The organism is Streptomyces sp. NPDC044719 (assembly GCF_056433405.1).
This window is the reverse complement of record NZ_JBWKHE010000005.1, coordinates 578,581-604,295: the sequence shown is the minus strand read 5'-3', so window position 1 is coordinate 604,295 and position 25,715 is coordinate 578,581. Positions and strand designations below refer to the sequence as shown.

Below are 25,715 nucleotides of genomic sequence, written 5' to 3'. Positions count from 1 at the left end.
GACACTGCATCTCACCAGCCAGCAAAGGACGGAGCGACGTGAGCCTCGCCGAACGGCACCCCCCGAACGACGGCCCCCCGAGGGGCCGCCCCAGAAGCGAGGCCGTCGAACGCGCCATCATCGAGGGCGTGATGAGGCTCCTGGAGGAGGGCGTGCCCCTCGCCGAGCTGTCCATCGAGCGCGTCGCCCGCACCGCCGGTGTCGGCAAGGCCACCATCTACCGCCGCTGGAGCGGTAAGGAGGCACTCTTCGTCGACGTCGTGCGCGCCGCCGAACCCCCCGACCCGCCGCTCCCCGGCACCTCCATGCGCGACGACCTCGTGGTCCTGCTGGAGCAGGTGCGGCGACGCGGCCTGGCCAACCGCTCGTCGGCGCTTCTGCACAGCGTGCACGCCCAGATGAAGAGCAGCCCGAGGATCTGGGCGGCGTACCACGCCACCGTCATCGAGCCCCGCCGCCGGCTCGGCCTGGAGGTGCTGCGCCGCGGCCAGGAGAACGGCGAACTGCGCGCGGACGTCGACCTCGACCTGCTCAACGACCTGTTCGTCGGCCCCCTGCTCCTGCGCGCCGTCCTGCACCCGGACGCCGACCTGCCGGAGGGACTCGCGGAGCAGGTCGTCGACACACTGCTCGAAGGGCTCCGTCCCGGTGGCTCACCGTCCGTCAGTTCGGTCCCGCGGCCGTCCTAGTGTGCGCGTTTCGTCACAGAGGGCGCTTTCACAGCCGGTGACCGGAACTCGCCGCGCGGACTCGTTCGTCCTCGCCCCCGTACGGCCGTCGACGGACGGCGGGAACGGAACGGATCATCCCCTAGGGTCGGTAATGACACGGGGGCGATGGTGTGCACGGCAGGCAGTGAGGCGACGGTATGGCGCAGCAGGCGTACATGACGGAGACGGACAACGGCGGCTCGGGGCCCGAGCGCCGGGGAAACCGGCTTCGCCGCCTGTTCGACCGTATGACCGGCGGCCGGCGTGGCGACCCGAGGATGTGGCGGCGCGGTCTGTTCGTGGCCCTCTGCGCGGTGCTGCTGGCCGTGGTCATGCTGGTGCACTCGCACATCCCCAACAGCATCGGCAACCTGGGCAGCCTCATCGAGACGTTCCTGCCCTGGCTGGGGCTCCTCGTCCCGGTGCTGCTCCTGCTCGCCGTCATCCGCAAGTCGGCGACCGCGCTGATCGCGCTGCTGCTGCCGTCGCTGGTCTGGCTGAACCTCTTCGGCGGCCAGCTCAGCGACAAGACCGTCACCGGCGGCGACCTCACCGTGGCCACGCACAACGTCAACGCCGACAACCCGGACCCGGCCGGCACCGCCCGTGACGTGGCCGCCTCCGGCGCGGACGTACTGGCCCTGGAGGAACTGACGGCCTCCGCCGTCCCGACGTACGAGAAGGCGCTGGCGTCGACCTACCGCTACCACTCGGTGGAGGGCACGGTCGGGGTGTGGAGCAAGTACCCGCTGACCGGTGTGCGGGCCGTCGACATCGACCTGGGCTGGACCCGCGCGATGCGCGCCACCGTGACCGCCCCGGCCGGGCAGGTCGCGGTCTACGTCGCCCACCTGCCGTCGGTGCGCGTCAAGATGGAGGCCGGCTTCACGGCCCGGCAGCGCGACCGGAGCGCGGACGCCCTCGGCGAAGCCATCTCCCACGAGCCGCTGAAGAACGTCGTGCTCCTCGGCGACCTGAACGGCACCATGAACGACCGCGCGCTCAACGCCGTCACCTCCCAGATGCGCTCCACGCAGGGCGCGGCCGGCAACGGCTTCGGGTTCAGCTGGCCGGCGTCGTTCCCGATGGCGCGCATCGACCAGATCATGGTCAGGGGCCTGGACCCGGAGAGCTCCTGGACCCTGCCGGAGACGGGCAGTGACCATCTGCCGATCGCGGCCCGTGTGAGGGTCGCCACAGACGGCTGAGGAGGGCCGTAGGCGGAATAGCAGGCCTGAGAGACTTTGTTCCGTACTTGAACATACGAAGTACGGATCCCCAGCAAGACTCGAAAGGCTTCCTCATGCCCCTGGCCCTGCTCGCCCTCGCCGTGGGCGCCTTCGGCATCGGTACCACCGAGTTCGTGATGATGGGGCTGCTGCCCGATGTCGCGGACGACCTGCACATCTCGATACCCAGCGCCGGCCACTTGGTGTCGGCGTACGCGCTGGGCGTCGTCATCGGCGCTCCGCTGCTGGCCGCGGTCACGGCCCGGATGTCCCGCCGCACGGTCCTGATCAGCCTGATGGGACTGTTCGTCGTGGGCAACGCCCTGTCGGCCCTGGCACCCGACAACGGCTGGCTGCTGGCGGCCCGCTTCCTGAGCGGCCTGCCGCACGGCGCCTTCTTCGGTGTGGGCGCCGTCGTCGCGACGAACATGGTCGCCCCGGAGCGCAAGGCGCGCTCGGTCTCCCTGATGTTCCTCGGCCTGACGGTCGCGAACGTCGCGGGCGTGCCCGTGGCGACCCTGATGGGCCAGAACCTCGGCTGGAGGGCCACCTTCCTCGGCGTCAGCGCCATCGGCCTGGCGGCGATCGCCGCGCTCGCGTTCCTCATCCCGCACGACCACGAGCACACCACCGCCAAGGGCCTGCGCGGCGAACTCGCCGCCCTGCGCTCCCTCCCGGTCTGGCTGTCGCTCGGCACGACGGTCGCCGGCTTCGGCGCCCTCTTCTCGGCGTACAGCTACATCACGCCGATGCTCACGGACGCCGCCGGCTACGCCGGCGCCAGTGTGACCCTGCTGCTGGCGCTGTTCGGCGTCGGCGCGACCGCCGGCAACCTGCTCGGTGGCCGGCTGGCCGACCACTCCCTGCGGGGCACACTGTTCGGCGGCCTGGCGTCCCTCGTGGTGGTGCTGGCGCTCTTCCCGCTGCTGATGCGTACGGAGCTGACCGCTGCCGTCGCCGTGATCCTGCTCGGCATGGCGGCCTTCGCCACCGGCTCCCCGCTGCAGCTGATGGTCATGGAGAAGGCCGCCTCGGCACCGTCCCTGGCCTCCTCCGCCAACCAGGCCGCCTTCAACCTGGCCAACGCGGGCGGCGCCTGGATCGGCGGCCTCGCCCTGGCCGCGGGCTTCGGGGTCACCTCCCCGGCCCTGGCGGGCGCGGCACTGGCCGTCCTCGGCCTGGCCGTGGCGGCGGCGGCGTACACGGTGGACAGGCGCCGGGCGCCGGCCGCCGGGCGCGAGCGGATCGTGGCGAGCCACGTCCCGCAGGAGGCGGAAGCGGTGCACCACTGATCGTTGCCGGTACGCCGGTGAGGTGACTCGGGCGGCAGTCCGTGGGGCGGTCCCACGGGCTGCCGCTCTGTTTCATCGGCTCGGTGTCAGCGCGCCGACCAGTGGATCGAGTCCGTCGAACCGCCCGTCGAAGTCGTCGGAGCTCGTCGGCGGATCCCCGGCCGGCCGGCGGACGTAGGCGGTCCGCATGCCCGCCGCCCGCGCTCCCCGCAGGTCCCAGGCGTGCGCGGCCACCATGAGGACGCGCTCCGGTGGGCATCCGGCGGTGTCCAGGGCGAGCCGGTAGACCTCCGGTGCGGGCTTGTAGGCGTGGACGGCCTCGGCGGACAGGGCCTGATGCCAGCGCAGCCCCGCATGCGCGTTGAGCCGCGTCAGGGCCGTGCGACTGGCGCTGGAGAGCGCGACCACGGGAAACCGCTGCGCGAGCCGGTCCAGCCCGGCGACGGAGTCGTCCCACGGGGGCAGGCGCTGTCCGGCCGTGGCCAGCCGGGCGACGGCCGCCGGATCGGTGATCCCGGCCCGCTCGGCGACGTACCGGGCGGCCTCCGCGTCGATGACCTCGGTGTTGACGTACGCGCGGTGCCCTCGCCGGATGCGTTGCTGCTCGCGCTCGCAGTGGCTCTGCCACAGGCCGGCCCACTCGTCGAGGGCCGCCTCGCCGGATGCGGGGGCCGCTTCGCGGATGGCCGCCCGAAGCCCACTGGACTCATCGACGAGCGTTCCGAGGACATCGAAGACGACGACCTCGATATCGCGGATCCCCTTCATGTGTCCTCCTGCCCTCGGCCTGCCGTCACCACTTCAACTGGTGACGATATTGCCCAGCGGTCTCGTCACCGGTCAAGATGGTGACGTGGACTTCACCTTCGTGAGCGGCGACCCGGCCCTGGACCTGACCGGAACCGTGCTGAGCCGCCGGGACGAGCCCGTCGACCTCCTGACCACGCCCGCGGAGCTCGAACGGTGGGTGGCCGCGTGTGACGGGCTGCCCGACCGGGTCACCGCCGACGGGCAGACCTTCGCGTCGGCACTGTCCTTGCGAGAGGCGCTCTACCGACTGGCCCTCGACCGCGTGCTCGACCGCCCCTTCGACCCGGACAGTCTCGACATCGTCAACGGCACGGCCGCCGGGCCGCCGTGCGCGATCGAGCTCGGCGACGCGGGCCTGCACACATCGGGGGACCTCCCCGCGGCACTCTCCCAACTGGCCCGAAGCGCAATCACCTTGCTGGCAGACCCCCACGCCTGCCTCAAGGAGTGCGGCCGCCCCGGCTGCACCCGTATCTACCTCGACCGCTCACGCGGTGCGCGGCGGGCCTGGTGCGGGATGGAGGAGTGCGGCAATCGCGTCAAGGCGGCGGCTTATCGGGCGCGGAGGCGGGGGGCTGTCTAGGCGCGGCGCCAGCGTGCGGTGGAGAGTCAGCCCGGAGTGAAAGTTCGCGGCAGCACGCTGACCAGGGGGCCGTTCGCCCCCTGTCAGATCTCTGGCTCCGCGCCCGCCGGTGCCGGCTTGGCGGTCGTCCGGACCGGCGGGCGGGGCGACGTCACGCAGGGACGCCGAGCGGCGGGTGCTCGAGCACGCGGGGCCTGTACTCGACCAGCTGGATGCGGCCGTCGAAGGTGCGGTGCTCGATCATCTCGAGGGCAACGTCCGGATAGCCGTCGTAGATGCGTTCTTCGCCCGTGGCCCCGGTGATCACCGGGAACATCACGACCCGGAAGCGGTCGACGAGTCCGGCTCGCAGCAGGGACCGGCACAGGCTGAGGCTGCCGATCGTGCTGAGGAGCCCCGAGCCACCCGACTTCATGGCGCGGACCGTCTCGACGGCGTCGTCGCGGACGAGCGTGCAGTTGGCCCACGTCAGTGGCTCCTCGAGCGAGGAGGAGAACACCACCTTGGACGCTTGCGTGAGCTCGTCGACGGACGCCTCTTCCTCGGGCCTGAACTCGTCCTGGCCATCCGGGACCTCGCCCGCGGCGAAGCCCGACATCAGGCGGTAGGTCTTCGCTCCCATCAGGTAGGTGACCTCGGGCTGCTCGCCGAGCCATGCGAGGTACTCCGGGCCCTCCAGGCCCCAGAACCCGGGCCATCCCTCTCCCGATGCGTAGCCGTCGAGGGTGGTGATGAAGTCGACGAGAAGCTCCGACATGGCGGTGTCCTTTCCTGGGGTGTCACGAGCTTGGACCGGCCGGGAGCCACGAATTCATCGGTCGGACGAGATATCGGCTTCTTCACGAGATCGGATGAGGCGCTGCGAGCCAGACGGCCCGGAGCGCCACAGAGGCAGTGAGACGCGACGGGGCCGACGGTCATGGACCGTCGGCCCCATCCGCCGAATCAGCGGGAGACTACCTCTGACCAGCTCCTACAGCGCCGGCAGGTTCTTCCGCAGCTCGAACGCGGTCACCTCGCTGCGGTACTCCTCCCACTCCTGCCGCTTGTTGCGCAGGAAGAAGTCGAAGACGTGCTCGCCGAGGGTCTCGGCGACCAGGTCGCTGCGCTCCATCAGGGTCAGGGCCTCGCCGAGGTTCTGCGGGAGCGGCTCGATGCCCATCGCGCGGCGCTCGGCGTCGGAGAGGGCCCAGACGTCGTCCTCGGCGCCCGGCGGGAGCTCGTAGCCCTCCTCGATGCCCTTGAGGCCGGCGGCGAGGAGGAGCGCGTAGGCCAGGTAGGGGTTCGCGCCCGAGTCCAGGGAGCGGACCTCCACCCGCGCCGAGCCGGTCTTGCCGGGCTTGTACATCGGCACCCGGACCAGCGCCGAGCGGTTGTTGTGGCCCCAGCAGATGTACGACGGGGCCTCGCCGCCCGCGCCCGCCGTGCGCTCCGCGCCGCCCCAGATGCGCTTGTAGGAGTTGACCCACTGGTTGGTGACCGCGGAGATCTCCGCCGCGTGCCGCAGCAGGCCCGCGATGAAGGAGCGGCCCACCTTCGACAGCTGGTACTCCGAGCCCGACTCGTAGAAGGCGTTGCGGTCGCCCTCGAAGAGCGACAGGTGCGTGTGCATGCCGCTGCCCGGGTGCTCGGAGAACGGCTTCGGCATGAAGGTCGCCTGGACGCCCTGCTCCAGCGCCACCTGCTTCATCACCAGGCGGAAGGTCATGATGTTGTCGGCCGTGGAGAGCGCGTCGGCGTACCGCAGGTCGATCTCCTGCTGGCCCGGGGCGCCCTCGTGGTGGGAGAACTCGACCGAGATGCCCATCGACTCCAGCATGGTGATCGCCTGGCGGCGGAAGTCCATGCCGACGTTGGTCGGGGTGTGGTCGAAGTAGCCGGAGTTGTCGGCGGGCGTCGGACGGCTGCCGTCCAGGGGCCGGTCCTTCAGCAGGAAGAACTCGATCTCCGGGTGGGTGTAGAACGTGAAGCCCAGGTCGGAGGTGCGGGCCAGGGCGCGCTTGAGGACGTAGCGCGGGTCGGCGAAGGACGGGGAGCCGTCCGGCATGAGGATGTCGCAGAACATGCGGGCCGTGCCCGGGGCCTCCGCACGCCAGGGCAGGATCTGGAAGGTCGACGGGTCCGGCTTGGCGATCATGTCGGACTCGTAGACCCGGGCGAAGCCCTCGATCGCGGAGCCGTCGAAGCCGATGCCCTCGTCGAAGGCCTGTTCCAGTTCGGCCGGGGCCACGGCGACGGACTTGAGGAAGCCCAGCACGTCCGTGAACCACAGGCGTACGAACCGGATGTCGCGCTCCTCCAAGGTCCGGAGCACGAACTCCTGCTGCTTGTCCATCTTCCGCTTCCCCATCCTTGCTGGTCAGGCCGCCTTCTCTTCCGTACCACGGGAGGCGGTCGGGCACCTGAGCATCCCACCACACCACCATTTCGTACGCGTTGCGCACCATGATCGCCCGGCCGGCCCGGGGCCGAACGCCTCACGTACGGCAGGTGAACTGCTCTTCCGCCCATAGTGCCTGCTGGCGGCGACATCCGTAACGGCCGGTCCGCCCGGCTGCCCCGTCCACTTAATTTGCATCTCAGATGCAACTTTAAATATCGTGCGCACAGCCGAGCACCCGAGGAGCCCCCGATGCTGTCCGAGCAGTCCGCCGCCACCGTCCGCGCCACACTCCCCGCCGTCGGCGCGGCCCTGGGTGAGATCACCGAGCGCTTCTACGCCGGCCTCTTCGCGGCCCGCCCCGAGCTGCTGCGGGACCTGTTCAACCGGGGCAACCAGGCCGCCGGCACCCAGCGGCAGGCGCTCGCCGGCTCCATCGCCGCCTTCGCGAAGCATCTGCTGGACCGCCCGGACCAGCGGCCGGACGCGATGCTGCAGCGCATCGCCCACAAGCACGCCTCGCTCGGCGTCACGCCCGAGCAGTACGACCTCGTCCACGAGCACCTGTTCGCCGCCATCGCCGAGGTGCTCGGCGACGCCGTGACGCCCGAGGTCGCAGCCGCCTGGGACGAGGTCTACTGGCTGATGGCGAACGCCCTGATCGCCGTGGAGAAGCGGCTGCGCGAGGAGAGCGGCGGGCCTGCCTGGCGGACCTGGGAGGTCGTCGAGCGCGTCACCGAGACCGCGGACGTCGTCACCTTCCGGCTGCGGCCCGCCGACGGCGGCCCGGTACGGGACTTCCTCGCGGGCCAGTACGTCTCCGTCCGCGTCGCCCTCCCGGACGGCGCCCGGCAGATACGGCAGTACAGCCTCTCCGGTGCGCCCGGTCCGCTGCTCCGGCAGATCAGCGTGAAGCGCGTGCACGGGGACGGCGCTCCCGACGGCGAGGTCTCGAACCACCTCCACGCGCGCGTGCGGGAAGGTGACCTCCTCGAACTGTCGGACCCCTACGGCGACCTGGTCCTGGACGCCGGCCCCGGCACACCGCTGCTGCTGGCCTCGGCGGGCATCGGCGTCACCCCGATGACCGCGATGCTGGCGCACCTCGCCGGCTCGGGGCACCACGCCCCGGTCACCGTCGTGCACGGCGACCGCTCACCCGCCACCCACGCCCTGCGCGCCGACCACGAGGCCTACGCGGCCAAGCTTCCGGAGTCGGCCGTCCACCTCTGGTATGAGCAGGACGCCCCGGCGGGCACCCACTGCGGACTGGTCGACCTCACCGGAGTCCCGGTCGCGCCGGGCACGCGCGCGTACCTGTGCGGGCCGCTGCCGTTCATGCGGGCGGTACGGGCCCAGCTCATCGCGAAGGGCGTGGCTCCGGCCGACATCCACTACGAGGTGTTCGGGCCGGACCTGTGGCTGGCGGGGCAGGGCTGAACGCCGTAGCCGGCTAGCGGGCCCGCGAGATCCCCAGCAGGAGCGCCCCGGTCGGCTCCGCCACGATGTCCCGGACCGTCACCGGGTCCAGCGAGGAGAAGAACGCCTCCTGGGCCCGGCGCAGGGCGCCTCGCAGCCGGCAGGCGGAGTTCAGGGGGCAGGGGGTGGAGCCCTCGCAGTCGACGACGTCGCCGTCGCCCTCGAAGGCGCGGACCACGGCTCCCACCGACGCGGTGCGGCCCTGCTCCGTCAGGGTGAGGCCGCCGCCGCGGCCGCGGCGGGCCTCGAGCAGCCCCATGTGCTGGAGCTCGGCGACGACCTTCGCCAGGTGGGTGTACGGCACGTCCATGCCGTCCGCGACCTCCCGGGTCGTCGGACTCGACTCGCCCGCGACGGCGAGCCGCATGAGGACCCGCAGGGCGAGGTCGGTGGAGCGCAGCAGCCGCATACACGCAGCGTAGGTAATGGGAATCTGCGGTTCAAATTATCCGGGCCCCGAATCTCCGGAGCTTCCGTACCGAAGCTTCCGAAGTTTGCGGACCGAAGCTTCCGAAGCTGTCGGGCACCTGTCGGTGCCGTATCGATTCAGCCCATTCCTGCGGGCGCCCTACGAGGCGCCCCGTCTCCCCCATTACGATCAGGCCACCCGACCGTCCCACCTTTCCCACGAAGGACACCTCATGGGCTCCGCCAACAAGAGCAGCACGGCACGCAAAGCGCGGATAGAGGAGATGCGGCGCGCCGAGCAGTCCCGTGAGCGCCGCAACCGGATCCTCGTCATCGCGGCCAGCGTGGTGGTCGTGTGCGGTCTCGTCGGCGGCGGTGTCGTGCTTGTGCGGTCCCAGTCCGGCGACGGCGGCAGTGACACCGCCGCCGCGAAGGACACCTCGGGCAAGGGCAAGTTCGTCACCGGCAAGGACGGCGTGAAGACCTGGGAAGGGAAGCTGGCCCGCAACCATGTCACCAAGGCCGTGAAGTACGCCTCCGAACCGCCGGTCGGCGGCGACCACAACCAGGCGTGGATGAACTGCAACGGGGACGTCTACACCAAGGAACTCGACAACACCAACGCCGTGCACTCGCTGGAGCACGGCGCGGTGTGGGTGACGTACAACGCCGCCGCGAAGAAGGCCGACATCGACGCGCTCGCGGCGAAGGTGAAGAAGACGCCGTACACGCTGATGAGCCCGATGGACGACCAGAAGGACCCGATCATGCTCTCGGCGTGGGGCCACCAGCGCACGGTGACCGGTGCGAGCGACCCGAACGTGGACAAGTTCTTCGAGAAGTTCGTCCAGGGCGAGCAGACGCCCGAGCCGGGTGCCGCCTGCACGAACGGGCTGTCGCAGTGAGGCACGCCGGTCTGATCGCCGGGGCCGCGGTGACGGCGCTCGTCGCGGCCGGCGCGATCACCTACGCCGTCGCAGGGGACGACGGCAGCAGCCGGACGCCCTCCGCCGGGTCCGCGGACGCCGGGTTCGCGCGGGACATGGCGGTGCACCATCAGCAGGCCGTGGAGATGTCGTACATCGTGCGCGACCGCACCGAGGACGAGGACGTGCGGCGCCTCGCGTACGACATCGCGCAGACGCAGGCCAACCAGCGCGGCATGATGATCGGCTGGCTCGATCTGTGGGGCCTGCCCAAGGTGTCCTCCGAACCGATGGCCTGGATGGACATGGGTGGCATGGCCTCCGGCAAGGACGGCGCGCTGATGCCGGGCATGGCCACCAACACCGAGCTGAAGAAGCTCGGCACGCTGAACGGCAAGCAGGCGGAGATCTTCTACCTCCAGCTGATGACGGACCATCACAAGGGCGGTGTCCACATGGCCGAGGGCTGTGTGGACAGGTGCACGGTCGGGGTGGAGAAGCGCCTCGCCCAGGGCATGGTGGAAGCGCAGCAGTCGGAGATCGGCCTGATGGCGGACATGCTGAAGGAGCGGGGCGCCGCACCGCGCTCCTAGGTCCTCTCCGGCGCGGGGCTCCCCTTGGGGCGTAAGCCTCAAATCGCCCTGTCTTACGGCGCCTTGGGCACTTCTTGGCCTGCCCAGGGCGCTTCTTGGGTTTCGCATTCCCCTGACATGAACGGTTCGTCGCGAGAGTGGCGACCGTCGAGTGATCACTCGCGACGAACCGCACAGGGGGTTCCATGAGATCCAACCGCGCCAAGGCGCGCACTGGAGTGAGCATCGCGGCGACACTGCCGATGCTCGCCGGTGCGCTGGCGCTCGGCATACCCGCGGCGCACGCCGCCGGCCAGCCGCTCCGCGACCCGCTGGCCGGGACCCGGCCCGCGTGGGCCACGGCCAAGGCGGACAAGGGCGCCACCTCCGACGGCACTCAGTTGTCCGCCCGCGTATATCTCCGGGGCCGCGACGCCACCGGCCTCGCCGCGTACGCGAAGGCCGTGTCCGACCCGGCGTCGGCTTTGTACGGCAAGTACCTGACCGCGAAGAAGACGCAGGCCCGCTTCGGTGCGACCAAGGCCCAGGTGACCGCCGTGAAGGCGTGGCTGACGGCCGCCGGACTGAAGGTCACGGGCGTCACGCGGCACTACGTCTCCGTGACGGGTGACGTGGCCGCCGCCGAGCAGGCGTTCGGCACCCAGCTCCACGACTTCGCCAAGGGCGCGAAGACCTACCGCGCCCCGGCGAGCACCGCCTCCGTGCCCGGGGGCCTGGCCGACGCCGTACTGACCGTCACCGGCCTGGACGACGCGCCGCACATGGTCACGCACGACGACCGGTTGCCGCCGCCGGACACCGTGTTCCGCAACGCCGGGCCGTTCTCCTCGTACTACGGCTCCAAGACCGCGAGCACGCTCCCGGACGCCTACGGCACGAAGATCCCGTACGCGGTCAAGGGCTACACCGGCAAGCAGCTGCGGGCCGCCTACGGCGCGGGCAAGCGCACCGGCAAGGGCGTCCGGGTCGCCATCACGGACGCGTACGCCTCACCGACCATCGCCTACGACGCGGCCACCTACGCCAAGCGCAACGGCGACGCGGCGTGGAAGACCGGCCAGCTGCACCAGGTGCTGCCCAAGAAGTACACGAACACCAAGGACTGCTCGGCCTCCGGCTGGTACGGCGAGGAGACCCTGGACGTCGAGGCCGTGCACGCGGTCGCGCCGGCCTCGGACGTCACCTACGTGGGCGCCGCGTCCTGCACCGACGCCGACCTGCTCGACGCGCTCGGCAAGGTCGTCGACAACCACCTGGCCGACATCGTGTCCAACTCCTGGGGCGAGGTCGAGGCCGCGCAGACGCCCGACATCGCGGCGGCCTACGACCAGGTCTTCCAGCTGGGCGCGGTCGAGGGCATCGGCTTCTACTTCTCCTCCGGCGACGACGGCGACGAGGTCGCGAGCTCCGGGACGAAGCAGGTCGACTCCCCGGCCAACTCGGCGTGGGTCACCGCCGTCGGCGGCACCTCGCTGGCCGTCGGCAAGGACGACCAGTACCTGTGGGAGACCGGCTGGGGCACCGAGAAGGCCGGCCTGTCGGCCGACGGCAAGAGCTGGACGGACTTCCCCGGCGCCTTCACCTCCGGCGCCGGCGGCGGCACCAGCAAGACGGTGGCGGAGCCGCCCTACCAGCAGGGGGTCGTACCGGACGGGCTGGCCGAGGCCAACAACGCGGCCGGCAACCGGGTCGTCCCGGACATCGCGGCGATCGCCGACCCGAACACCGGGTTCCTGGTCGGCCAGACGCAGACCCAGCCGGACGGGAAGACGCAGGCGTACAGCGAGTACCGCATCGGCGGCACCTCGCTCGCCGCGCCGACCGTCGCGGCCGTCCAGGCCCTGGCCCAGGAGGCCCGGGGCGGCGAGCCGATCGGCTTCGCCAACCCGGCGATCTACGCCAAGGCCGGCTCGAAGGTCTACCACGACGTCACCGACAATCCGACCGGCTCCGGCCTCGCCGTGGCCCGCGTCGACTTCGTGAACGGCTACGACGCCACGGACGGTCTGGCCACGTCCGTGCGCAGCCTGGGCAAGGACAGCTCGCTCGCGGCCGTGAAGGGCTACGACGACGTCACCGGTGTGGGCACACCCGCGAACGGCTACGTCGAGTCATACCGGCGCCGCTGAGCCCCGCAAGGGATCGGGGTGGCCTGGGGTGACCCAGGCCACCCCATTGTGTCGCTCTGACGATTACACTGGGCCCGTGCCTCAACTACGTCTCGCCCTGAACCAGATCGATTCGAGCGTCGGCGACCTCGCCGGGAACACCGAGTCGGTCGTCCGCTGGACCCGGCACTCCGCCGAGCAGGGAGCGCATCTCGTGGCGTTCCCCGAGATGGTGCTGACCGGGTATCCCGTCGAGGACCTGGCCCTCAGGTCGTCCTTCGTGGAGGCCTCCCGGGCGGCGCTGCGCGGTCTCGCCACCCGTCTGGCCGACGAGGGCTTCGGCGAGCTGCCGGTGATCGTCGGCTATCTCGACCGCAGCGCGACCGCCCAGCCGAAGTACGGCCAGCCGGCCGGTGCGCCGCAGAACGCGGGGGCGGTGCTGTACGGCGGCGAGGTGGTCCTGAACTACGCCAAGCACCACCTGCCGAACTACGGCGTCTTCGACGAGTTCCGCTACTTCGTGCCCGGCGACAGCATGCCGGTGCTGCGGGTCCACGGGGTGGATGTCGCCCTGGCCATCTGCGAGGACCTCTGGCAGGACGGCGGCCGGGTCCCGGCGGCGCGCTCGGCGCGGGCGGGTTTGCTCGTGTCGATCAACGCCTCCCCCTATGAGCGCAACAAGGACGACACGCGCCTGGAGCTGGTCCGCAAGCGGGCGCAGGAGGCCGGCTGCACGACCGCGTACCTGGCCATGATCGGCGGCCAGGACGAGCTGGTGTTCGACGGTGACTCGATCGTCGTGGACAAGGACGGCGAGGTCGTGGCGCGGGCGCCGCAGTTCGCCGAGGGCTGCGTGGTCCTGGACCTGGACCTGCCGGCGGCGTCGCAGGACGCGCCGACGGGCGTGGTGGACGACGGCCTGCGCATCGACCGGGTCGTGCTGTCGGAGGACCCGCTGCCCCGGTACGAGCCGGAGCTCACGGGCGGCTACGCGGACCGCCTGGACGACGACGAGGAGGTCTACTCGGCGCTGGTCGTGGGCCTGCGGGCGTACGTCGCGAAGAACGGCTTCAAGTCGGTCCTGATCGGCATGTCGGGCGGCATCGACTCGGCGCTGGTCGCGGCGATCGCGTGCGACGCGGTCGGCGCGCAGAACGTGTACGGCGTGTCGATGCCGTCGAAGTACTCCTCGGACCACTCCAAGGACGACGCGGCGGAGATGGCCCACCGCACGGGCCTGAACTTCCGCACCGTGCCCATCGAGCCGATGTTCGACGCGTACATGGGTTCGCTGGGCCTGACGGACCTGGCCGAGGAGAACCTCCAGTCGCGCCTGCGCGGCACGCTCCTCATGGCCATCTCCAACCAGGAGGGCCACATCGTCCTGGCCCCCGGCAACAAGTCGGAGCTGGCGGTGGGCTACTCGACGCTCTACGGCGACTCCGTCGGCGCGTACGGCCCCATCAAGGACGTGTACAAGACGTCGGTCTTCCGCCTGGCCGAGTGGCGCAACCGGGCCGCCCGGGAGCGCGGCCAGACCCCGCCGATCCCCGAGAACTCCATCACCAAGCCCCCGAGCGCGGAACTCCGCCCGGGCCAGGTCGACACGGACTCGCTCCCCGACTATCCGGTGCTGGACGCGATCCTCGACCTGTACGTCGACCACGACAAGGGCGCGGACGAGATCGTGGCGGCCGGCTACGACCGGGAACTGGTCACGAAGACGCTGCGCATGGTCGACACGGCGGAGTACAAGCGCCGACAGTACCCGCCGGGCACGAAGATCTCGGCGAAGGGCTTCGGCAAGGACCGCCGGCTGCCGATCACGAACGGATGGCGGGAGTCGGTCTGAGGCTGCCGCCTCGAACACCTCGTGGGAGTCCGGACCGCACAGGCCGGACTCCCACCGTGTGAACTCCGCATGCACGGCCCCGTGCCGCAAGCCCAGGCCGTTCCACGAGCAGGAGTGTACGTTCGTACATTCTCGAAGGTACGATCGTACGCATGACGACGGACTACTTCGCGAACGACCCGCGCACCAACCTGGAGCGGATGCTAGCGGGCGATCTCTACATCGCCGACGACCCCGAGATCGCCCGGCGGCAGCAGCGGGCGATGTGGCTCGCCGCGCGGTATCTGGCCGCGTACACCGAGGACGCCGAGATGGCCCGTCCGATGCTCGGCGAGCTGCTCGGCTCGGTGGGGGAGGGGGCCGACCTGCGGCCGCCGCTGTACGTCGACTACGGCACCAACATCTCCATCGGGGCCCGCACCTTCGTCAACTACAACCTGACCGCGCTGGACGTCGCCCGGATCACCATCGGCGAGGACTGCCAGATCGGGCCCAACGTCCAGCTCCTCACGCCCACCCACCCCGTGGAGCCCGAACCGCGCCGGGACAAGCTGGAGGCCGCCCGGCCCATCGTCATCGGGGACAACGTCTGGCTCGGCGGCGGAGTCATCGTGTGTCCTGGAGTGACCATCGGCGACAACGCGGTGATCGGCGCGGGGGCAGTGGTCACCAGAGACGTACCGGCCAATGTCGTGGCCGTCGGCAACCCCGCCCGCCCCGTCCGCAACTTCTGACCGGCGCCCGCCCATGGCCACCGGACACACGGACCCGCAGCGGCGCGACCGCATTCTCGCCGCCACGCTCGACCACATCGCCGACGAGGGAGTCGCCGGCGTCTCCCACCGCAAGATCGCCGTCCGGGCCGGGGTGCCGCTCGGCTCGATGACCTACCACTTCACCGGCATCGACGACCTGCTGCGCGAGGCCTTCACCCGCTTCGCCGACCACATCGTGGCCGTCTTCGAGCGGCATCTCGGCAGCGCCGGGACCGCCGAAGAGGCCCGAGAGGCCGTCACGGACCTCATGCACACCCTCTCCGAGGGGCCCCGCCGCGATTTCGTCCTCGTCCACGAGCTGTACACGCTGGCCGCCCGGCGCCCGGAGTACCGCGAACTCACCCATGCGTGGATGCGCCGCAGCCGCCTGCTCCTGGAGCAGCACTTCGACGCGGACACCGCCCGTCAGCTCGACGCGCTCATCGAGGGCCTGACCCTGCACCGCGCCCTCGACGCCGAGCCGCAGAGCCGCGAGCTGACGCGGCTGGCGGTCACGCGCCTCACGACCGCCGCGGTCACGCCCCCTGTCGCTTGAGGTCCGCCAGCAGCTGGTGCAGGGGCTCCGTCGCCCGGCGGCGGTACTCCTGGACCGCCCAGCCGTTGCCGTCCGGGTCGGTGAAGTGCATGAAGGTGGCACCGTCGTCCGGCGCGTACTGGACCGGCTCCGAGACGTCGAGGCCGCGTTCGACGAGCTCCGCGTGGGCCGCCTTGATGTCGGCGACGCACAGTTGCAGGCCCTGGTACGAGCCGGGGGCCGGGGTGGGGCCCGGAGTCATCTCCCAGATGGACTCGCCCAGGGCGATCGAGCAGCCGGAACCCGGAGGGGTCAGCTGGACGATCCGCATCCCGGGCATGACCTCCTGGTCGATGTCGACGTGGAAGCCGACCTTGTCCCGGTAGAAGTCCCGGGCGCGGTCGATGTCGGTGACGGGCAGCGGGATCACTTCGAGAGTGAAGTCCATGGCGTGACTCCTTCGTCAGGCATCCGTCGGGCTTTGGACCACGGCTCAGGCGAACCGCCACCGCGTCTGGCTGAACGGCTCCCCCTTACCGAAGCCGAAAACCGTGCGCGGCGCCACCGCGTAGACGGCCGCGTGCCCCGCGCCGTGGTGGAAATAGCCCTCCCGTACCTCGAAGTGCCAGAAACTGCCGTACTTGGCCTCCCACCCGGCGGCCAGTTCGCGTAGCCGGATGTCGTCGGTCACGCGCCGCGCCTCGCCCTCCACCACCAGGTCGTAGCCCTGGTCCCACGTGTTCGTGCCGGTGGTGAGCACGACGTGCGGGTTCCCGGCGAGGTTCCTCGCCTTGCGCTCCTCCGGGCCCGTGCAGAAGTGCAGGGCGCCGTCCGACCAGATCGCGGGCAGCGGGGTGACATGGGGGCGCCCGTCCGGTCGTACCGTCGTGATCCAGAACAGCTCCGCCGCCGTGAGCCGCGCTTCGGCCTCCCGCCAGTCGGTCGCGGTGGCCCTCTCGTCGCTGTAGCGGCGGTCCAGCCTGGTCTCGGGGTGCATGGTGGTCATGAGTGTCCTCCCGGCCTCTCGCTCCACAGGGCAGACCCCGTCCGCCCACCGAACTCATCGGGGCCCGCCCCGGAGTCTGCGGTTAGGCTCAAAGCCGTACGACCTTGATCCGAAGAAGATCGAAGAAGTCCGAGGCGAGTCCGAGGGAGGCCCGGGATGACGGCGGCGCCGGGGCGCAGGAGCAGTACCTTCACACGGCTGCTGCGGCACGGCTTCACCGACGCCTCCGCCGCCGAACGGCTCCTGGACAGTGCCGAACTCGTGCCCCTGCGCGACGACCCGGTGCTGCTCGAAGCGCTGGGCGGGACCGCCGACCCCGATCTCGCCCTGCTCGGGCTCGTCCGGCTGCTGGAGGCCCAGCCGAACCCCGGCGCCCGCCGGGAACTGCTCGACACGCTGATCGCGGCCAAGCCGCTGCGCGACCGCCTGCTCGGCGTGCTCGGCGCCTCCACCGCCCTCGCCGACCACCTCGCCCGGCACCCCGGCGACTGGCAGGCGCTCGTCATGTACGAGGCGTACGACCTGCACCCCGGGGTGGAGGAGTTCGAGGCGGGCCTCGCGGAGGCCACCGACCCGGTCTCCCTGCGCGTCGCCTACCGGCGCTGTCTGCTGTCCATCGCCGCCCGGGACGTGTGCGGCACGACCGGCGTCGCCGAGTCCGCCGCCGAGCTCGCCGACCTCGCCACCGCCACCCTGCGCGCCGCCCTCGGGCTCGCCGAGGCCGCCGCACCCGAGGACGCCGCCCTGTGCCGGCTCGCCGTCGTCGCGATGGGCAAGTGTGGCGGCCACGAGCTGAACTACGTCTCCGACGTGGACGTCATCTTCGTGGGGGAGGCCATCGAGGGGGCCGACGAGACCAAGGCCGTGCGGGCCGCGACCCGGCTCGCCTCGCACATGATGCGGATCTGCTCGGAGACCACGGTCGAGGGCTCCATCTGGCCCGTGGACGCCAACCTCCGGCCCGAGGGCAGAAACGGTCCGCTCGTGCGGACCCTCTCCAGCCACCTCGCCTACTACCAGCGCTGGGCCAAGACCTGGGAGTTCCAGGCGCTGCTCAAGGCCCGCCCGGTGGCCGGCGACCTCGACCTCGGCGAGGAGTACGTCGCCGCCGTCCAGCCCCTGGTGTGGAAAGCCGCCGAGCGTGAGAACTTCGTCCCCGACGTGCAGAAGATGCGCCGCCGGGTCGTGGAGAACATCCCCGTCGCCGAGGTCGACCGCCAGCTCAAGCTGGGCCCCGGCGGCCTCAGGGACGTCGAGTTCGCCGTGCAGCTGCTCCAGCTCGTGCACGGCCGGACCGACGCCTCGCTGCGCAGCGGCACCACCCTCGACGCGCTCAAGGCCCTCGCCTCGGGCGGCTACGTCGGCCGCGCGGACGCCGCCCAGCTCGACGAGGCCTACCGCTTCCTGCGCTCCATGGAGCACCGGATCCAGCTCTTCCGGCTGCGGCGGACCCACCTCGTCCCCGAGGACGAGGCCGAGCTGCGCCGCATCGGCCGCTCCCTCGGCCTGCGCGCCGACCCGGTCGCCGACCTGCACCGCGAGTGGCGGCGGCACGCCACCGTCGTCCGCCGGCTGCACGAGAAGCTGTTCTACCGGCCGCTGCTCGACGCGGTCGCCCAACTCGCTTCCGGAGAGGCCCGGCTCCGGCCCGAGGCGGCCCGGGAGCGGATGGTCGCCCTCGGCTACGCCGACCCGGCCGCCGCCCTGCGGCACCTGGAGGCGCTGGCCTCCGGCGTCACCCGCAAGGCCGCCATCCAGCGCACCCTGCTGCCCGTCCTGCTGGGCTGGTTCGCCGACTCCGCCGACCCGGACGCGGGCCTGCTCAACTTCCGCAAGGTGTCGGACGCCCTCGGCAAGACACCCTGGTACCTGCGGCTGCTGCGGGACGAGGGCGCCGCCGCGCAGAACCTCGCCCGGGTGCTGTCCGCCGGGCGGCTCGCGCCCGACCTGCTGATGCGCGCCCCGGAGGCGGTGGCGCTGCTCGGCGACGGGGACGGCGGCGGTCTTGAACCGCGCTCCCGCACCCATCTGGAGCAGGAGATACTCGCCGCTGTGAAGCGGGCCGACGGGGCCGCCCAGGCGGTCACCGCCGCACGCGGGGTGCGCCGCCGCGAGCTGTTCCGTACGGCCGCCGTCGACATCGTCGGCTCCTACGGCACCGAGGAGCAGCCCGCCGAGGCCGACCAGGGCGCGCTGGTGGACCAGGTCGGCGGCGCGGTGTCGGACCTGACGGCGGCGACGCTCGCCGGCACGCTGCGGGCCGTGGTGCGGGAAGGCTGGGGCGACAGTCTGCCCACCCGGTTCGCGATCATCGGCATGGGCCGTTTCGGCGGGCACGAGCTGGGCTACGGCTCCGACGCGGACGTGCTGTTCGTGCACGAGCCGCGTGACGGCGTCGACGAGCAGGAGGCCGGGCAGGCCGCCGGCAAGGTCGTCTCCGAGATGCGCCGCCTGCTCCAGATCCCCAGCGCCGACCCGCCCCTCCTCATCGACGCCGACCTGCGCCCCGAGGGCAAGTCCGGGCCGCTCGTACGGACCCTCAAGTCCTACGAGGCGTACTACCGCCGGTGGTCCCTGACGTGGGAGTCGCACGCGCTGCTGCGGGCCGAGCCCGTCGCCGGGGACGAGGACCTGGGTCGCCGGTTCATCGAGCTGATCGACCCGCTGCGCTACCGGGCGGACGGGCTCGACGACGAGGCCGTACGCGAGATCCGGCGGCTCAAGGCCCGGATGGAGTCCGAGCGGCTGCCGCGCGGCGCCGACCCCAAACTCCACGCCAAGCTGGGGCCGGGCGGTCTGTCCGACGTGGAGTGGACCGTGCAGCTGCTGCAACTGCGCCACGGCTCGGCGGAGCCGGGCCTGCGCACCACCCGCACCCGGGAGGCCCTGGCCGCCGCGCGCACGGCCGGGCTGATCACGGAGGAGGACGCCGCGACGCTGGACGAGGCCTGGGTCCTCGCGACCCGCGTCCGCAACGCGGTGATGCTGGTCCGCGGCCGGGCCGGCGACACGTTCCCCACCGAGCCCCGCGAACTCGCGGCCGTCGGCCGCTACCTGGGATACGGCCCCGGCCACGCGGGCGACATGCTCGACGCCTACCGCCGCACCGCGCGCAGGGCACGGAGCGTGGTGGAGGAACTCTTCTACGGGGCGGCGGAGCGCTAGACCGGCGGGCCTGTCCCCGGGCCCCGGGAGCGGGGTGCCGGGCGGGAAGTGAGCCCCAGGCCCTCGGGCAGGGGTCAGGGTCTCGCCGGTACCAGGCGCGGCAGCGCGTACGGCTGGGTGCCGTACCAGAGCCTCGCCACCGTGAATCCGAAGGCGAGGCAGAGCATGCCGCCCACCGCGTCCAGCCAGAAGTGGTTCGCGGTGGCGACGATGACCACCAAGGTCAGCGTCGGGTACAGCAGGCCCAGCACCCGCACCCAGGGGATCGACGCCAGCGCGAAGATCGTCAGGCCGCACCACAGGGACCAGCCGATGTGCATCGAGGGCATCGCGGCGTACTGGTTGGACATGTGCTTCAGGTCGCCGGAGGCCATCGATCCCCAGGTCTGGTGGACCATGACGGTGTCGATGAAGTCGCTGCCGTTCATCAGGCGCGGGGGCGCCAGGGGATACAGGTAGTAGCCGACCAGGGCGACGGCGGTGGTCGCGAACAGCACCAGCCGGGTCGCCGCGTACCGGCCGGGATGCCGACGGAACAGCCACACGAGCACACCCAGCGTGACCACGAAGTGGAGCGTCGCGTAGTAGTAGTTCATGCCGATGATCAGCCAAGTCACGGCGTTCACGGCGTGATTGACCGACTCCTCCACGGCGATGCCCAGCTGGTGCTCGGCCTTCCAGATCCAGTCGGCGTTGCGCAGCGCCTCGGCCTTCTGCTCGGGCACGGCGTTGCGGATCAGCGAGTACGTCCAGTAACTCACCGCGATCAGCAGGATCTCCAACCAGAACCGGGGCCGGCGAGGGGCCCGCGGCCGGCGTGACGAACCCGGGCCGCTCTCGGCCGCGACGGTCTGCGGAAGGGCCGATTCCCGGCCTTCCGGCTTCGTCACGGTCGTATCACCCATAGGCGCAAAGTCTGCCAGAAAAGGACTTCCCCACCGATCATCCCCCGGCCGGGCCCGGACCGCATGTTCTCCCAACGGCGAGATCAGGCCACGACGTCAGGAGCGACCGCGATCCCCGGGCGCGGACGCGGTCGAACCGCGCACCACCAGTTCCGGCATGAACACGAACTCGCTGTGCGGGGCCGGGGTCCCGCCGATCTCCTCCAGCAGCGTCCGGACGGCGGCCTGGCCCATCGCCGGGACCGGCTTGCGGATGGTGGTCAGCGGCGGATCGGTGAAGGCGATCAGCGGCGAGTCGTCGAAACCGACCACCGAGATGTCCTTCGGCACGTCCAGGCCCAGCTGCCGGGCCGCCCTGATCGCTCCCAGTGCCATCATGTCGCTGGCGCACACCACGGCCGTGCAGTTCCGCTCGATCAACGCCGTGGTCGCGGCCTGACCGCCCTCCAGGGTGTACAGGGAGTGCTGGACCAGCTCCGACTCGACGGCCTCGGCGCCCAGGCCCAACTGGTCCTGCATCGTGCGCACGAACCCCTCGATCTTGCGCTGCACGGGCACGAACCGCTTCGGCCCCAGCGCCAGGCCGATCCGCTGGTGCCCCAGGGACACCAGGTGCGTGACCGCCAGGCTCATCGCGGCACGGTCGTCGGGGGAGATGAACGGCGCCTGCACCTTCGGCGAGAAGCCGTCGACCAGCACGTACGGCACGCCCTGCGCGCGCAGCCGGTCGTAGCGCTGCATGTCGGCGGTGGTGTCCGCGTGCAGCCCGGAGACGTAGATGATGCCGGCGACCCCCCGGTCGACGAGCATCTCCGTGAGCTCGTCCTCCGTGGAACCGCCCGGCGTCTGGGTGGCGAGGACGGGGGTGTAGCCCTGCCTCGTCAGCGCCTGGCCGATGACCTGCGCCAGGGCCGGGAAGATCGGGTTCTCCAGCTCCGGGGTGATCAGGCCCACCAGGCCCTCGCTGCGCTGGCGCAGGCGCACCGGGCGTTCGTAGCCCAGCACGTCGAGGGCGGCCAGCACGGACTGGCGGGTGGTGGCGGCGACGCCCGGCTTCCCGTTGAGGACGCGGCTGACAGTCGCTTCACTCACCCCCGCCTGGGCGGCGATGTCGGCAAGCCGTGTGGTCACAGCACTGGACTGTAGCGGCCGGGGATCTCCTTGCACACCGACGGGACGCCTGGTGCGTGCCGTCCCACGGCCGGCTGCGGGTTGCTGGGTCATCGCGGTCCCCAAAGGTCGAGAAGAGGTCGTGGCCGGCGTCCGATCCGCAACGGATGATTCCCCCGACGGAAACGGATGGCAAGTGCTTGCAGAGTCTTGCACAACTGTCCGACTCCCCGCCGAGCAGCCGGAAATCAAGGCTGCGGGGCAGTCGGGAGGAGGTCACGGCGGGATAACCTTCCGCATCGCTTGCAACTTTTTGCTGCAAGGTCTTTCGCAAGTCCTTGAAGCGCGGCTAATCTCACCGACGCCCGGCGGCCAACGGCGCAGTCGGCAGCACGAACGGGCTGACCCTCAAGGAGAACTCATGCGGCGTGGCATAGCGGCCACCGCGCTGGTGGCGTCCCTCGCCCTGGCGGCGACGGCGTGCGGCGGAAGCGACAGCGGCGACGAGGCCGACGGCCCGGTCACCATCACCTGGTGGGACACCTCCAACGCCACCAACGAGGCGCCGACGTACCAGGCCCTCGTCAAGGAGTTCGAGGCCGCCCACAAGGACATCAAGGTCAACTACGTCAACGTCCCCTTCGACCAGGCGCAGAACAAGTTCGACACCGCCGCCGGTTCCAAGGGCGCCCCCGACGTGCTGCGCTCCGAGGTCGGCTGGACCCCCGCCTTCGCCAAGAAGGGCTTCTTCGCACCGCTCGACGGCACCGAGGCCCTCGCCGAGCAGGACAAGTTCCAGCCCAGCCTGATCGAGCAGGCCAAGTACGAGGGCAAGACCTACGGCGTCCCCTTCACCACGGACACCCTCGCCCTCGTCTACAACAAGGCCCTGTTCAAGAAGGCCGGCGTCGAGGCCCCCAAGACCTGGGACGACCTGAAGAAGGCCGCCGCCACCGTCAAGGACAAGACCGGCGTCGACGGCTACTGGGGCTCCACCCAGGCCTACTACGCGCAGAGCTTCCTCTACGGCGAGGGCACCGACACCGTCGACGCCGACGCCAAGAAGATCACCGTCACCTCGCCCGCGGCCAAGAAGGCCTACGGCACCTGGCAGGGCCTGTTCAAGGGCAAGGGCCTGCACAAGGCCGACACCACCGCGGACGCCTACGCCCACATCCAGGAGGCCTTCGTCAGCGGCAAGGTCGCCTCGATCATCCAGGGCCCGTGGGAGATCACGAACTTCTACAAGGGCTCCGCCTTCAAGGACAAGAACAACCTCGGTATCGCCACCGTCCCGGCCGGCTCCACCGGCAAGGCGGGCGCCCCGACCGGCGGCCACAACCTCTCCGTGTACGCGGGCTCGGACAAGGCCCACCAGGAGGCCTCGCTGAAGTTCGTGAAGTTCATGACCTCGGCGAAGGCCCAGGAGACCATCGCGCTGAAGAACTCCACGCTCCCCACCCGCGAGGACGCCTACACCGCAGAGGTCAAGGCCGACCCCGGCATCGCGGGTTACCAGGGTGTGCTGTCCTCCGCCCAGCCGCGCCCGGCGCTGCCCGAGTACAGCTCCCTGTGGGGCCCGCTGGACGACGAGCTGATCGAGATCGCAGGCGGCAAGGAGTCCCTGGACAAGGGCCTCGGCGACGCCGAGACCGCCATCACCAAGCTGGTGCCGGACTTCTCCAAGTGAGTGCCGGGTGGCCGCCGGATCCCCCGGGGGGAGGGGATCCGGCGGCCACCGTCCGCGCCTGCGCCTGAGCCCGGGCAGCTCCCCTTGGCCTCCCTGACCTCCTTGAACCTCCAGAAGGTGTCGAACCATGACAGTCGTCATCGACCGAGCGACCGGCAAGCGGCGCGGTGAGCGGGAACCGCGCCCCGGGCCGGCCCAGCGGCTGAAGAACGGCTTCCACAAGCACTGGTACGCCTACGCGATGGTCACCCCGGTGGTGATCGTCCTCGGGGTGCTCGTGCTGTACCCGCTGGCGTACGGCCTGTACCTCACGCTCACCGACGCCACCAGCCTCAACACCGCCCGCACGATCGGCGTCAACGAGATCGACGCCACCTACAAGTTCATCGGCCTGGACAACTACGCCGACATCCTGTGGGGCCCGACGGCGTACGACCGCTTCTGGTCGCACTTCCTGTGGACGGTCTTCTGGACGGCGGCCTGTGTCGCCCTGCACTACGGCATCGGCCTCGGGCTCGCGCTGCTGCTCAACCAGAAGCTGCGCGGCCGCACCCTCTACCGGATGATCCTGGTGCTGCCCTGGGCGGTGCCGACCTTCGTCACCGTCTTCGGCTGGCGGTTCATGCTCGCCGACGGCGGCATCATCAACTCCGGTCTGGAACTGCTGCACCTGCCGACGCCGTCGTGGCTGGAGGACACCTTCTGGCAGCGGTTCGCCGCGATCATGGTCAACACCTGGTGCGGTGTGCCGTTCATGATGGTCTCGCTGCTCGGCGGACTGCAGTCGATCGACGCGAGCCTGTACGAGGCCTCCGAGATGGACGGTGCCAACGCCTGGCAGCGGTTCCGCTACGTCACCCTGCCCGGCCTGAGGTCCGTCAGCACCACGGTCGTCCTCCTCGGCGTGATCTGGACCTTCAATCAGTTCGCCATCATCTTCCTGCTGTTCGGCAACACGGCCCCCGACGCCCAGATCCTCGTGACCTGGGCCTACCAGCTGGGCTTCGGGCAGCAGCCGCGCGACTACGCCCAGTCCGCCGCGTACGGAATCCTGCTCCTGTCCCTCCTGATCGTCTTCACCTCGTTCTACCGCCGCTGGCTTAACCGCAACGAGCAGCAGCTCGCGATCTGAGGCAGGAGTTCCCATGAGCACGACGAGTACGACCACCGTCGAGACCCCCGCCGCGGCCGGCGAGCGGCGCCCCGGGGGCGACCCGCGGGGGGCCCGCCGCCGTGGCGAGAACAGCCGCGCGGCCTCCCTCGCCTCACACGCCGTGCTGATCGGCGCGAGCCTGACCGCGCTCTTCCCGATCGCCTGGCTGGTCTTCCTGTCCCTCGGCCCGGACAAGGACGACTACCTCCACCCCGGGCGCATCTGGAGCAAGATGACGCTCGACAACTACGCGTTCGTCCTCCAGGACACGAGCTTCTTCGACTGGCTGACGAGCACACTGGTCGTGGTGCTGGGCACGACGCTCATCGGCGTCGTCGTCGCGGCGTCCACCGGCTACGCGGTCTCCCGCATGCGCTTCCCCGGGTACCGGAAGCTGATGTGGGTGCTGCTGGTCACCCAGATGTTCCCGATCGCGGTACTGATCGTGCCGATGTACCAGATCCTCTCGGATCTCCAGCTCATCGACAGCTACCTTGGTCTCATCCTTGTCAACTGCACCACGATCGTGCCGTACTGCGCCTGGCTGATGAAGGGCTATTTCGACACCATCCCGTTCGAGATCGACGAGGCCGGGCGCGTCGACGGGCTGACCCCCTTCGGCACGTTCGCACGGCTGATCCTGCCGCTCGCGAAGCCCGGCCTCGCGGTCGCGGCCTTCTACAGCTTCCTCACGGCCTTCGGTGAGGTCGCGTTCGCCTCGACGTTCATGCTGAGCGACGACAAGTACACGTTTGCCGTCGGTCTGCAGACCTTTGTGAGCGAGCATGACGCTCAGCGGAACCTGATGGCCGCGACGGCTGTGCTGATCGCGATACCGGCCGCCATCTTCTTCTACCTCGTGCAGAAGAACCTGGTGACCGGGCTTACCGCCGGTGGCACCAAGGGGTGACGGTTTGTCGAGTGATCGGCTGCGGCGCCGTCGTGGCTGGTCGCGCCCACGCGGCGGAGCCGCAGATCGATACAGCCCCGCGCCCCTGTCGGGGCACGGACCGGGCGGCCGTGGTG

Annotated in this window: 23 protein-coding genes; 15 read left to right on the top strand and 8 right to left on the bottom strand. The window is 70.7% G+C overall.

From position 1 onward, the window contains the following. The first annotated feature begins 38 nt into the window (after positions 1–38). From AC07DF_RS22885 to AC07DF_RS22875, 3 genes are all read left to right on the top strand, one after another. Positions 39–689: a TetR/AcrR family transcriptional regulator gene (locus tag AC07DF_RS22885; protein WP_478974207.1), complete on the top strand. Its 651-nt coding sequence runs from the start codon at positions 39–41 to the stop codon at positions 687–689. 269 nt (positions 690–958) lie between these two features. Then, positions 959–1,918 (top strand): endonuclease/exonuclease/phosphatase family protein, encoded by a 960-nt coding sequence (locus AC07DF_RS22880; RefSeq protein WP_478974665.1) that lies wholly within the window; start codon positions 959–961, stop codon positions 1,916–1,918. Between the two features lie 95 nt (positions 1,919–2,013). Beyond that, positions 2,014–3,231, top strand: coding sequence for an MFS transporter (locus AC07DF_RS22875; RefSeq protein WP_478974204.1), 1,218 nt, complete (start codon positions 2,014–2,016; stop codon positions 3,229–3,231). Between the two features lie 72 nt (positions 3,232–3,303). Here AC07DF_RS22875 and AC07DF_RS22870 read toward each other — a convergent pair whose 3' ends face one another. Continuing rightward, positions 3,304–3,999 (bottom strand): haloacid dehalogenase type II, encoded by a 696-nt coding sequence (locus tag AC07DF_RS22870; protein ID WP_478974201.1) that lies wholly within the window; start codon positions 3,997–3,999, stop codon positions 3,304–3,306. An 85-nt stretch (positions 4,000–4,084) separates the two neighbouring features. On the opposite strand from AC07DF_RS22870, the gene AC07DF_RS22865 reads away from it, so the two are divergent. Continuing rightward, on the top strand, positions 4,085–4,624 hold the full coding sequence (locus AC07DF_RS22865) for a CGNR zinc finger domain-containing protein (RefSeq protein WP_478974198.1): 540 nt from the start codon (positions 4,085–4,087) through the stop codon (positions 4,622–4,624). Between the two features lie 151 nt (positions 4,625–4,775). Here AC07DF_RS22865 and AC07DF_RS22860 read toward each other — a convergent pair whose 3' ends face one another. Beyond that, positions 4,776–5,381, bottom strand: coding sequence for a dihydrofolate reductase family protein (locus AC07DF_RS22860; RefSeq protein ID WP_478974195.1), 606 nt, complete (start codon positions 5,379–5,381; stop codon positions 4,776–4,778). Positions 5,382–5,597: 216 nt separating this feature from the next. After that, a complete protein-coding gene (glnA, locus tag AC07DF_RS22855; protein ID WP_184596240.1) occupies positions 5,598–6,959 on the bottom strand; it encodes a type I glutamate--ammonia ligase in 1,362 nt (453 codons plus the stop codon). A 297-nt stretch (positions 6,960–7,256) separates the two neighbouring features. On the opposite strand from glnA, the gene AC07DF_RS22850 reads away from it, so the two are divergent. Further along, positions 7,257–8,444, top strand: coding sequence for a globin domain-containing protein (locus AC07DF_RS22850; protein ID WP_478974192.1), 1,188 nt, complete (start codon positions 7,257–7,259; stop codon positions 8,442–8,444). A 13-nt stretch (positions 8,445–8,457) separates the two neighbouring features. Here the strand turns inward: AC07DF_RS22850 and AC07DF_RS22845 are convergent, their stop codons facing one another. Then, positions 8,458–8,892 (bottom strand): RrF2 family transcriptional regulator, encoded by a 435-nt coding sequence (locus tag AC07DF_RS22845; protein ID WP_478974190.1) that lies wholly within the window; start codon positions 8,890–8,892, stop codon positions 8,458–8,460. A gap of 232 nt (positions 8,893–9,124) precedes the next feature. Between AC07DF_RS22845 and AC07DF_RS22840 the strand changes: the two genes are divergently transcribed. From AC07DF_RS22840 to AC07DF_RS22815, 6 genes are all read left to right on the top strand, one after another. Then, complete coding sequence (locus tag AC07DF_RS22840; RefSeq protein ID WP_478974187.1) at positions 9,125–9,796, top strand: DUF3105 domain-containing protein; 672 nt, start codon at positions 9,125–9,127, stop codon at positions 9,794–9,796. After that, complete coding sequence (locus tag AC07DF_RS22835) at positions 9,793–10,410, top strand: DUF305 domain-containing protein (RefSeq protein ID WP_478974184.1); 618 nt, start codon at positions 9,793–9,795, stop codon at positions 10,408–10,410. The genes AC07DF_RS22840 and AC07DF_RS22835 overlap by 4 nt, the downstream gene beginning before the upstream one ends. A 185-nt stretch (positions 10,411–10,595) precedes the next feature. Next, entirely contained in the window at positions 10,596–12,539 is a 1,944-nt protein-coding gene (locus tag AC07DF_RS22830; protein ID WP_478974181.1) for a S53 family peptidase, read from the top strand. Between the two features lie 76 nt (positions 12,540–12,615). After that, the gene (locus AC07DF_RS22825) at positions 12,616–14,370 is read left to right on the top strand and encodes an NAD+ synthase (protein WP_478974178.1); all 1,755 of its coding nucleotides are present in this window, start codon (positions 12,616–12,618) and stop codon (positions 14,368–14,370) included. 152 nt (positions 14,371–14,522) lie between these two features. After that, a complete protein-coding gene (locus tag AC07DF_RS22820) occupies positions 14,523–15,104 on the top strand; it encodes a sugar O-acetyltransferase (protein ID WP_478974176.1) in 582 nt (193 codons plus the stop codon). Positions 15,105–15,117: 13 nt separating this feature from the next. Next, on the top strand, positions 15,118–15,681 hold the full coding sequence (locus tag AC07DF_RS22815) for a TetR/AcrR family transcriptional regulator (protein ID WP_478974173.1): 564 nt from the start codon (positions 15,118–15,120) through the stop codon (positions 15,679–15,681). Here the strand turns inward: AC07DF_RS22815 and AC07DF_RS22810 are convergent. Further along, on the bottom strand, positions 15,662–16,108 hold the full coding sequence (locus tag AC07DF_RS22810; protein WP_189724672.1) for a VOC family protein: 447 nt from the start codon (positions 16,106–16,108) through the stop codon (positions 15,662–15,664). The genes AC07DF_RS22815 and AC07DF_RS22810 overlap by 20 nt on opposite strands. A 45-nt stretch (positions 16,109–16,153) precedes the next feature. Beyond that, a complete protein-coding gene (locus AC07DF_RS22805) occupies positions 16,154–16,666 on the bottom strand; it encodes a pyridoxamine 5'-phosphate oxidase family protein (protein ID WP_478974169.1) in 513 nt (170 codons plus the stop codon). Between the two features lie 156 nt (positions 16,667–16,822). Between AC07DF_RS22805 and AC07DF_RS22800 the strand changes: the two genes are divergently transcribed. After that, on the top strand, positions 16,823–19,831 hold the full coding sequence (locus AC07DF_RS22800) for a bifunctional [glutamine synthetase] adenylyltransferase/[glutamine synthetase]-adenylyl-L-tyrosine phosphorylase (protein ID WP_478974166.1): 3,009 nt from the start codon (positions 16,823–16,825) through the stop codon (positions 19,829–19,831). A gap of 74 nt (positions 19,832–19,905) precedes the next feature. Here AC07DF_RS22800 and AC07DF_RS22795 read toward each other — a convergent pair whose 3' ends face one another. Further along, complete coding sequence (locus AC07DF_RS22795; protein WP_478974163.1) at positions 19,906–20,736, bottom strand: phosphatase PAP2 family protein; 831 nt, start codon at positions 20,734–20,736, stop codon at positions 19,906–19,908. A 96-nt stretch (positions 20,737–20,832) separates the two neighbouring features. Next, entirely contained in the window at positions 20,833–21,867 is a 1,035-nt protein-coding gene (locus AC07DF_RS22790) for a LacI family DNA-binding transcriptional regulator (protein WP_193477606.1), read from the bottom strand. Between the two features lie 400 nt (positions 21,868–22,267). Between AC07DF_RS22790 and AC07DF_RS22785 the strand changes: the two genes are divergently transcribed. From AC07DF_RS22785 to AC07DF_RS22775, 3 genes are all read left to right on the top strand, one after another. After that, the gene (locus AC07DF_RS22785; protein ID WP_478974159.1) at positions 22,268–23,536 is read left to right on the top strand and encodes an extracellular solute-binding protein; all 1,269 of its coding nucleotides are present in this window, start codon (positions 22,268–22,270) and stop codon (positions 23,534–23,536) included. Positions 23,537–23,663: 127 nt separating this feature from the next. Next, positions 23,664–24,668 carry a carbohydrate ABC transporter permease gene (locus tag AC07DF_RS22780; protein WP_478974156.1) on the top strand — a complete coding sequence of 335 codons (1,005 nt, stop codon included), beginning with the start codon at positions 23,664–23,666 and terminating at the stop codon, positions 24,666–24,668. Between the two features lie 13 nt (positions 24,669–24,681). Then, complete coding sequence (locus tag AC07DF_RS22775) at positions 24,682–25,599, top strand: sugar ABC transporter permease (RefSeq protein WP_478974153.1); 918 nt, start codon at positions 24,682–24,684, stop codon at positions 25,597–25,599. The last annotated feature ends 116 nt before the right edge of the window (positions 25,600–25,715 follow it).

Bases quoted from the DNA above. Each gene is read 5' to 3' on its own strand.
- AC07DF_RS22880 (WP_478974665.1), top strand. From the start codon at position 959: ATGACCGGCGGCCGGCGTGGCGACCCGAGGATGTGGCGGCGCGGTCTG.
- AC07DF_RS22875 (WP_478974204.1), top strand. From the start codon at position 2,014: ATGCCCCTGGCCCTGCTCGCCCTCGCCGTGGGCGCCTTCGGCATCGGT.
- AC07DF_RS22870 (WP_478974201.1), bottom strand. From the start codon at position 3,999: ATGAAGGGGATCCGCGATATCGAGGTCGTCGTCTTCGATGTCCTCGGA.
- AC07DF_RS22860 (WP_478974195.1), bottom strand. From the start codon at position 5,381: ATGTCGGAGCTTCTCGTCGACTTCATCACCACCCTCGACGGCTACGCA.
- glnA (WP_184596240.1), bottom strand. From the start codon at position 6,959: ATGGACAAGCAGCAGGAGTTCGTGCTCCGGACCTTGGAGGAGCGCGAC.
- AC07DF_RS22850 (WP_478974192.1), top strand. From the start codon at position 7,257: ATGCTGTCCGAGCAGTCCGCCGCCACCGTCCGCGCCACACTCCCCGCC.
- AC07DF_RS22845 (WP_478974190.1), bottom strand. From the start codon at position 8,892: ATGCGGCTGCTGCGCTCCACCGACCTCGCCCTGCGGGTCCTCATGCGG.
- AC07DF_RS22840 (WP_478974187.1), top strand. From the start codon at position 9,125: ATGGGCTCCGCCAACAAGAGCAGCACGGCACGCAAAGCGCGGATAGAG.
- AC07DF_RS22830 (WP_478974181.1), top strand. From the start codon at position 10,596: ATGAGATCCAACCGCGCCAAGGCGCGCACTGGAGTGAGCATCGCGGCG.
- AC07DF_RS22820 (WP_478974176.1), top strand. From the start codon at position 14,523: ATGACGACGGACTACTTCGCGAACGACCCGCGCACCAACCTGGAGCGG.
- AC07DF_RS22815 (WP_478974173.1), top strand. From the start codon at position 15,118: ATGGCCACCGGACACACGGACCCGCAGCGGCGCGACCGCATTCTCGCC.
- AC07DF_RS22810 (WP_189724672.1), bottom strand. From the start codon at position 16,108: ATGGACTTCACTCTCGAAGTGATCCCGCTGCCCGTCACCGACATCGAC.
- AC07DF_RS22805 (WP_478974169.1), bottom strand. From the start codon at position 16,666: ATGACCACCATGCACCCCGAGACCAGGCTGGACCGCCGCTACAGCGAC.
- AC07DF_RS22800 (WP_478974166.1), top strand. From the start codon at position 16,823: ATGACGGCGGCGCCGGGGCGCAGGAGCAGTACCTTCACACGGCTGCTG.
- AC07DF_RS22795 (WP_478974163.1), bottom strand. From the start codon at position 20,736: ATGGGTGATACGACCGTGACGAAGCCGGAAGGCCGGGAATCGGCCCTT.
- AC07DF_RS22785 (WP_478974159.1), top strand. From the start codon at position 22,268: ATGCGGCGTGGCATAGCGGCCACCGCGCTGGTGGCGTCCCTCGCCCTG.
- AC07DF_RS22780 (WP_478974156.1), top strand. From the start codon at position 23,664: ATGACAGTCGTCATCGACCGAGCGACCGGCAAGCGGCGCGGTGAGCGG.
- AC07DF_RS22775 (WP_478974153.1), top strand. From the start codon at position 24,682: ATGAGCACGACGAGTACGACCACCGTCGAGACCCCCGCCGCGGCCGGC.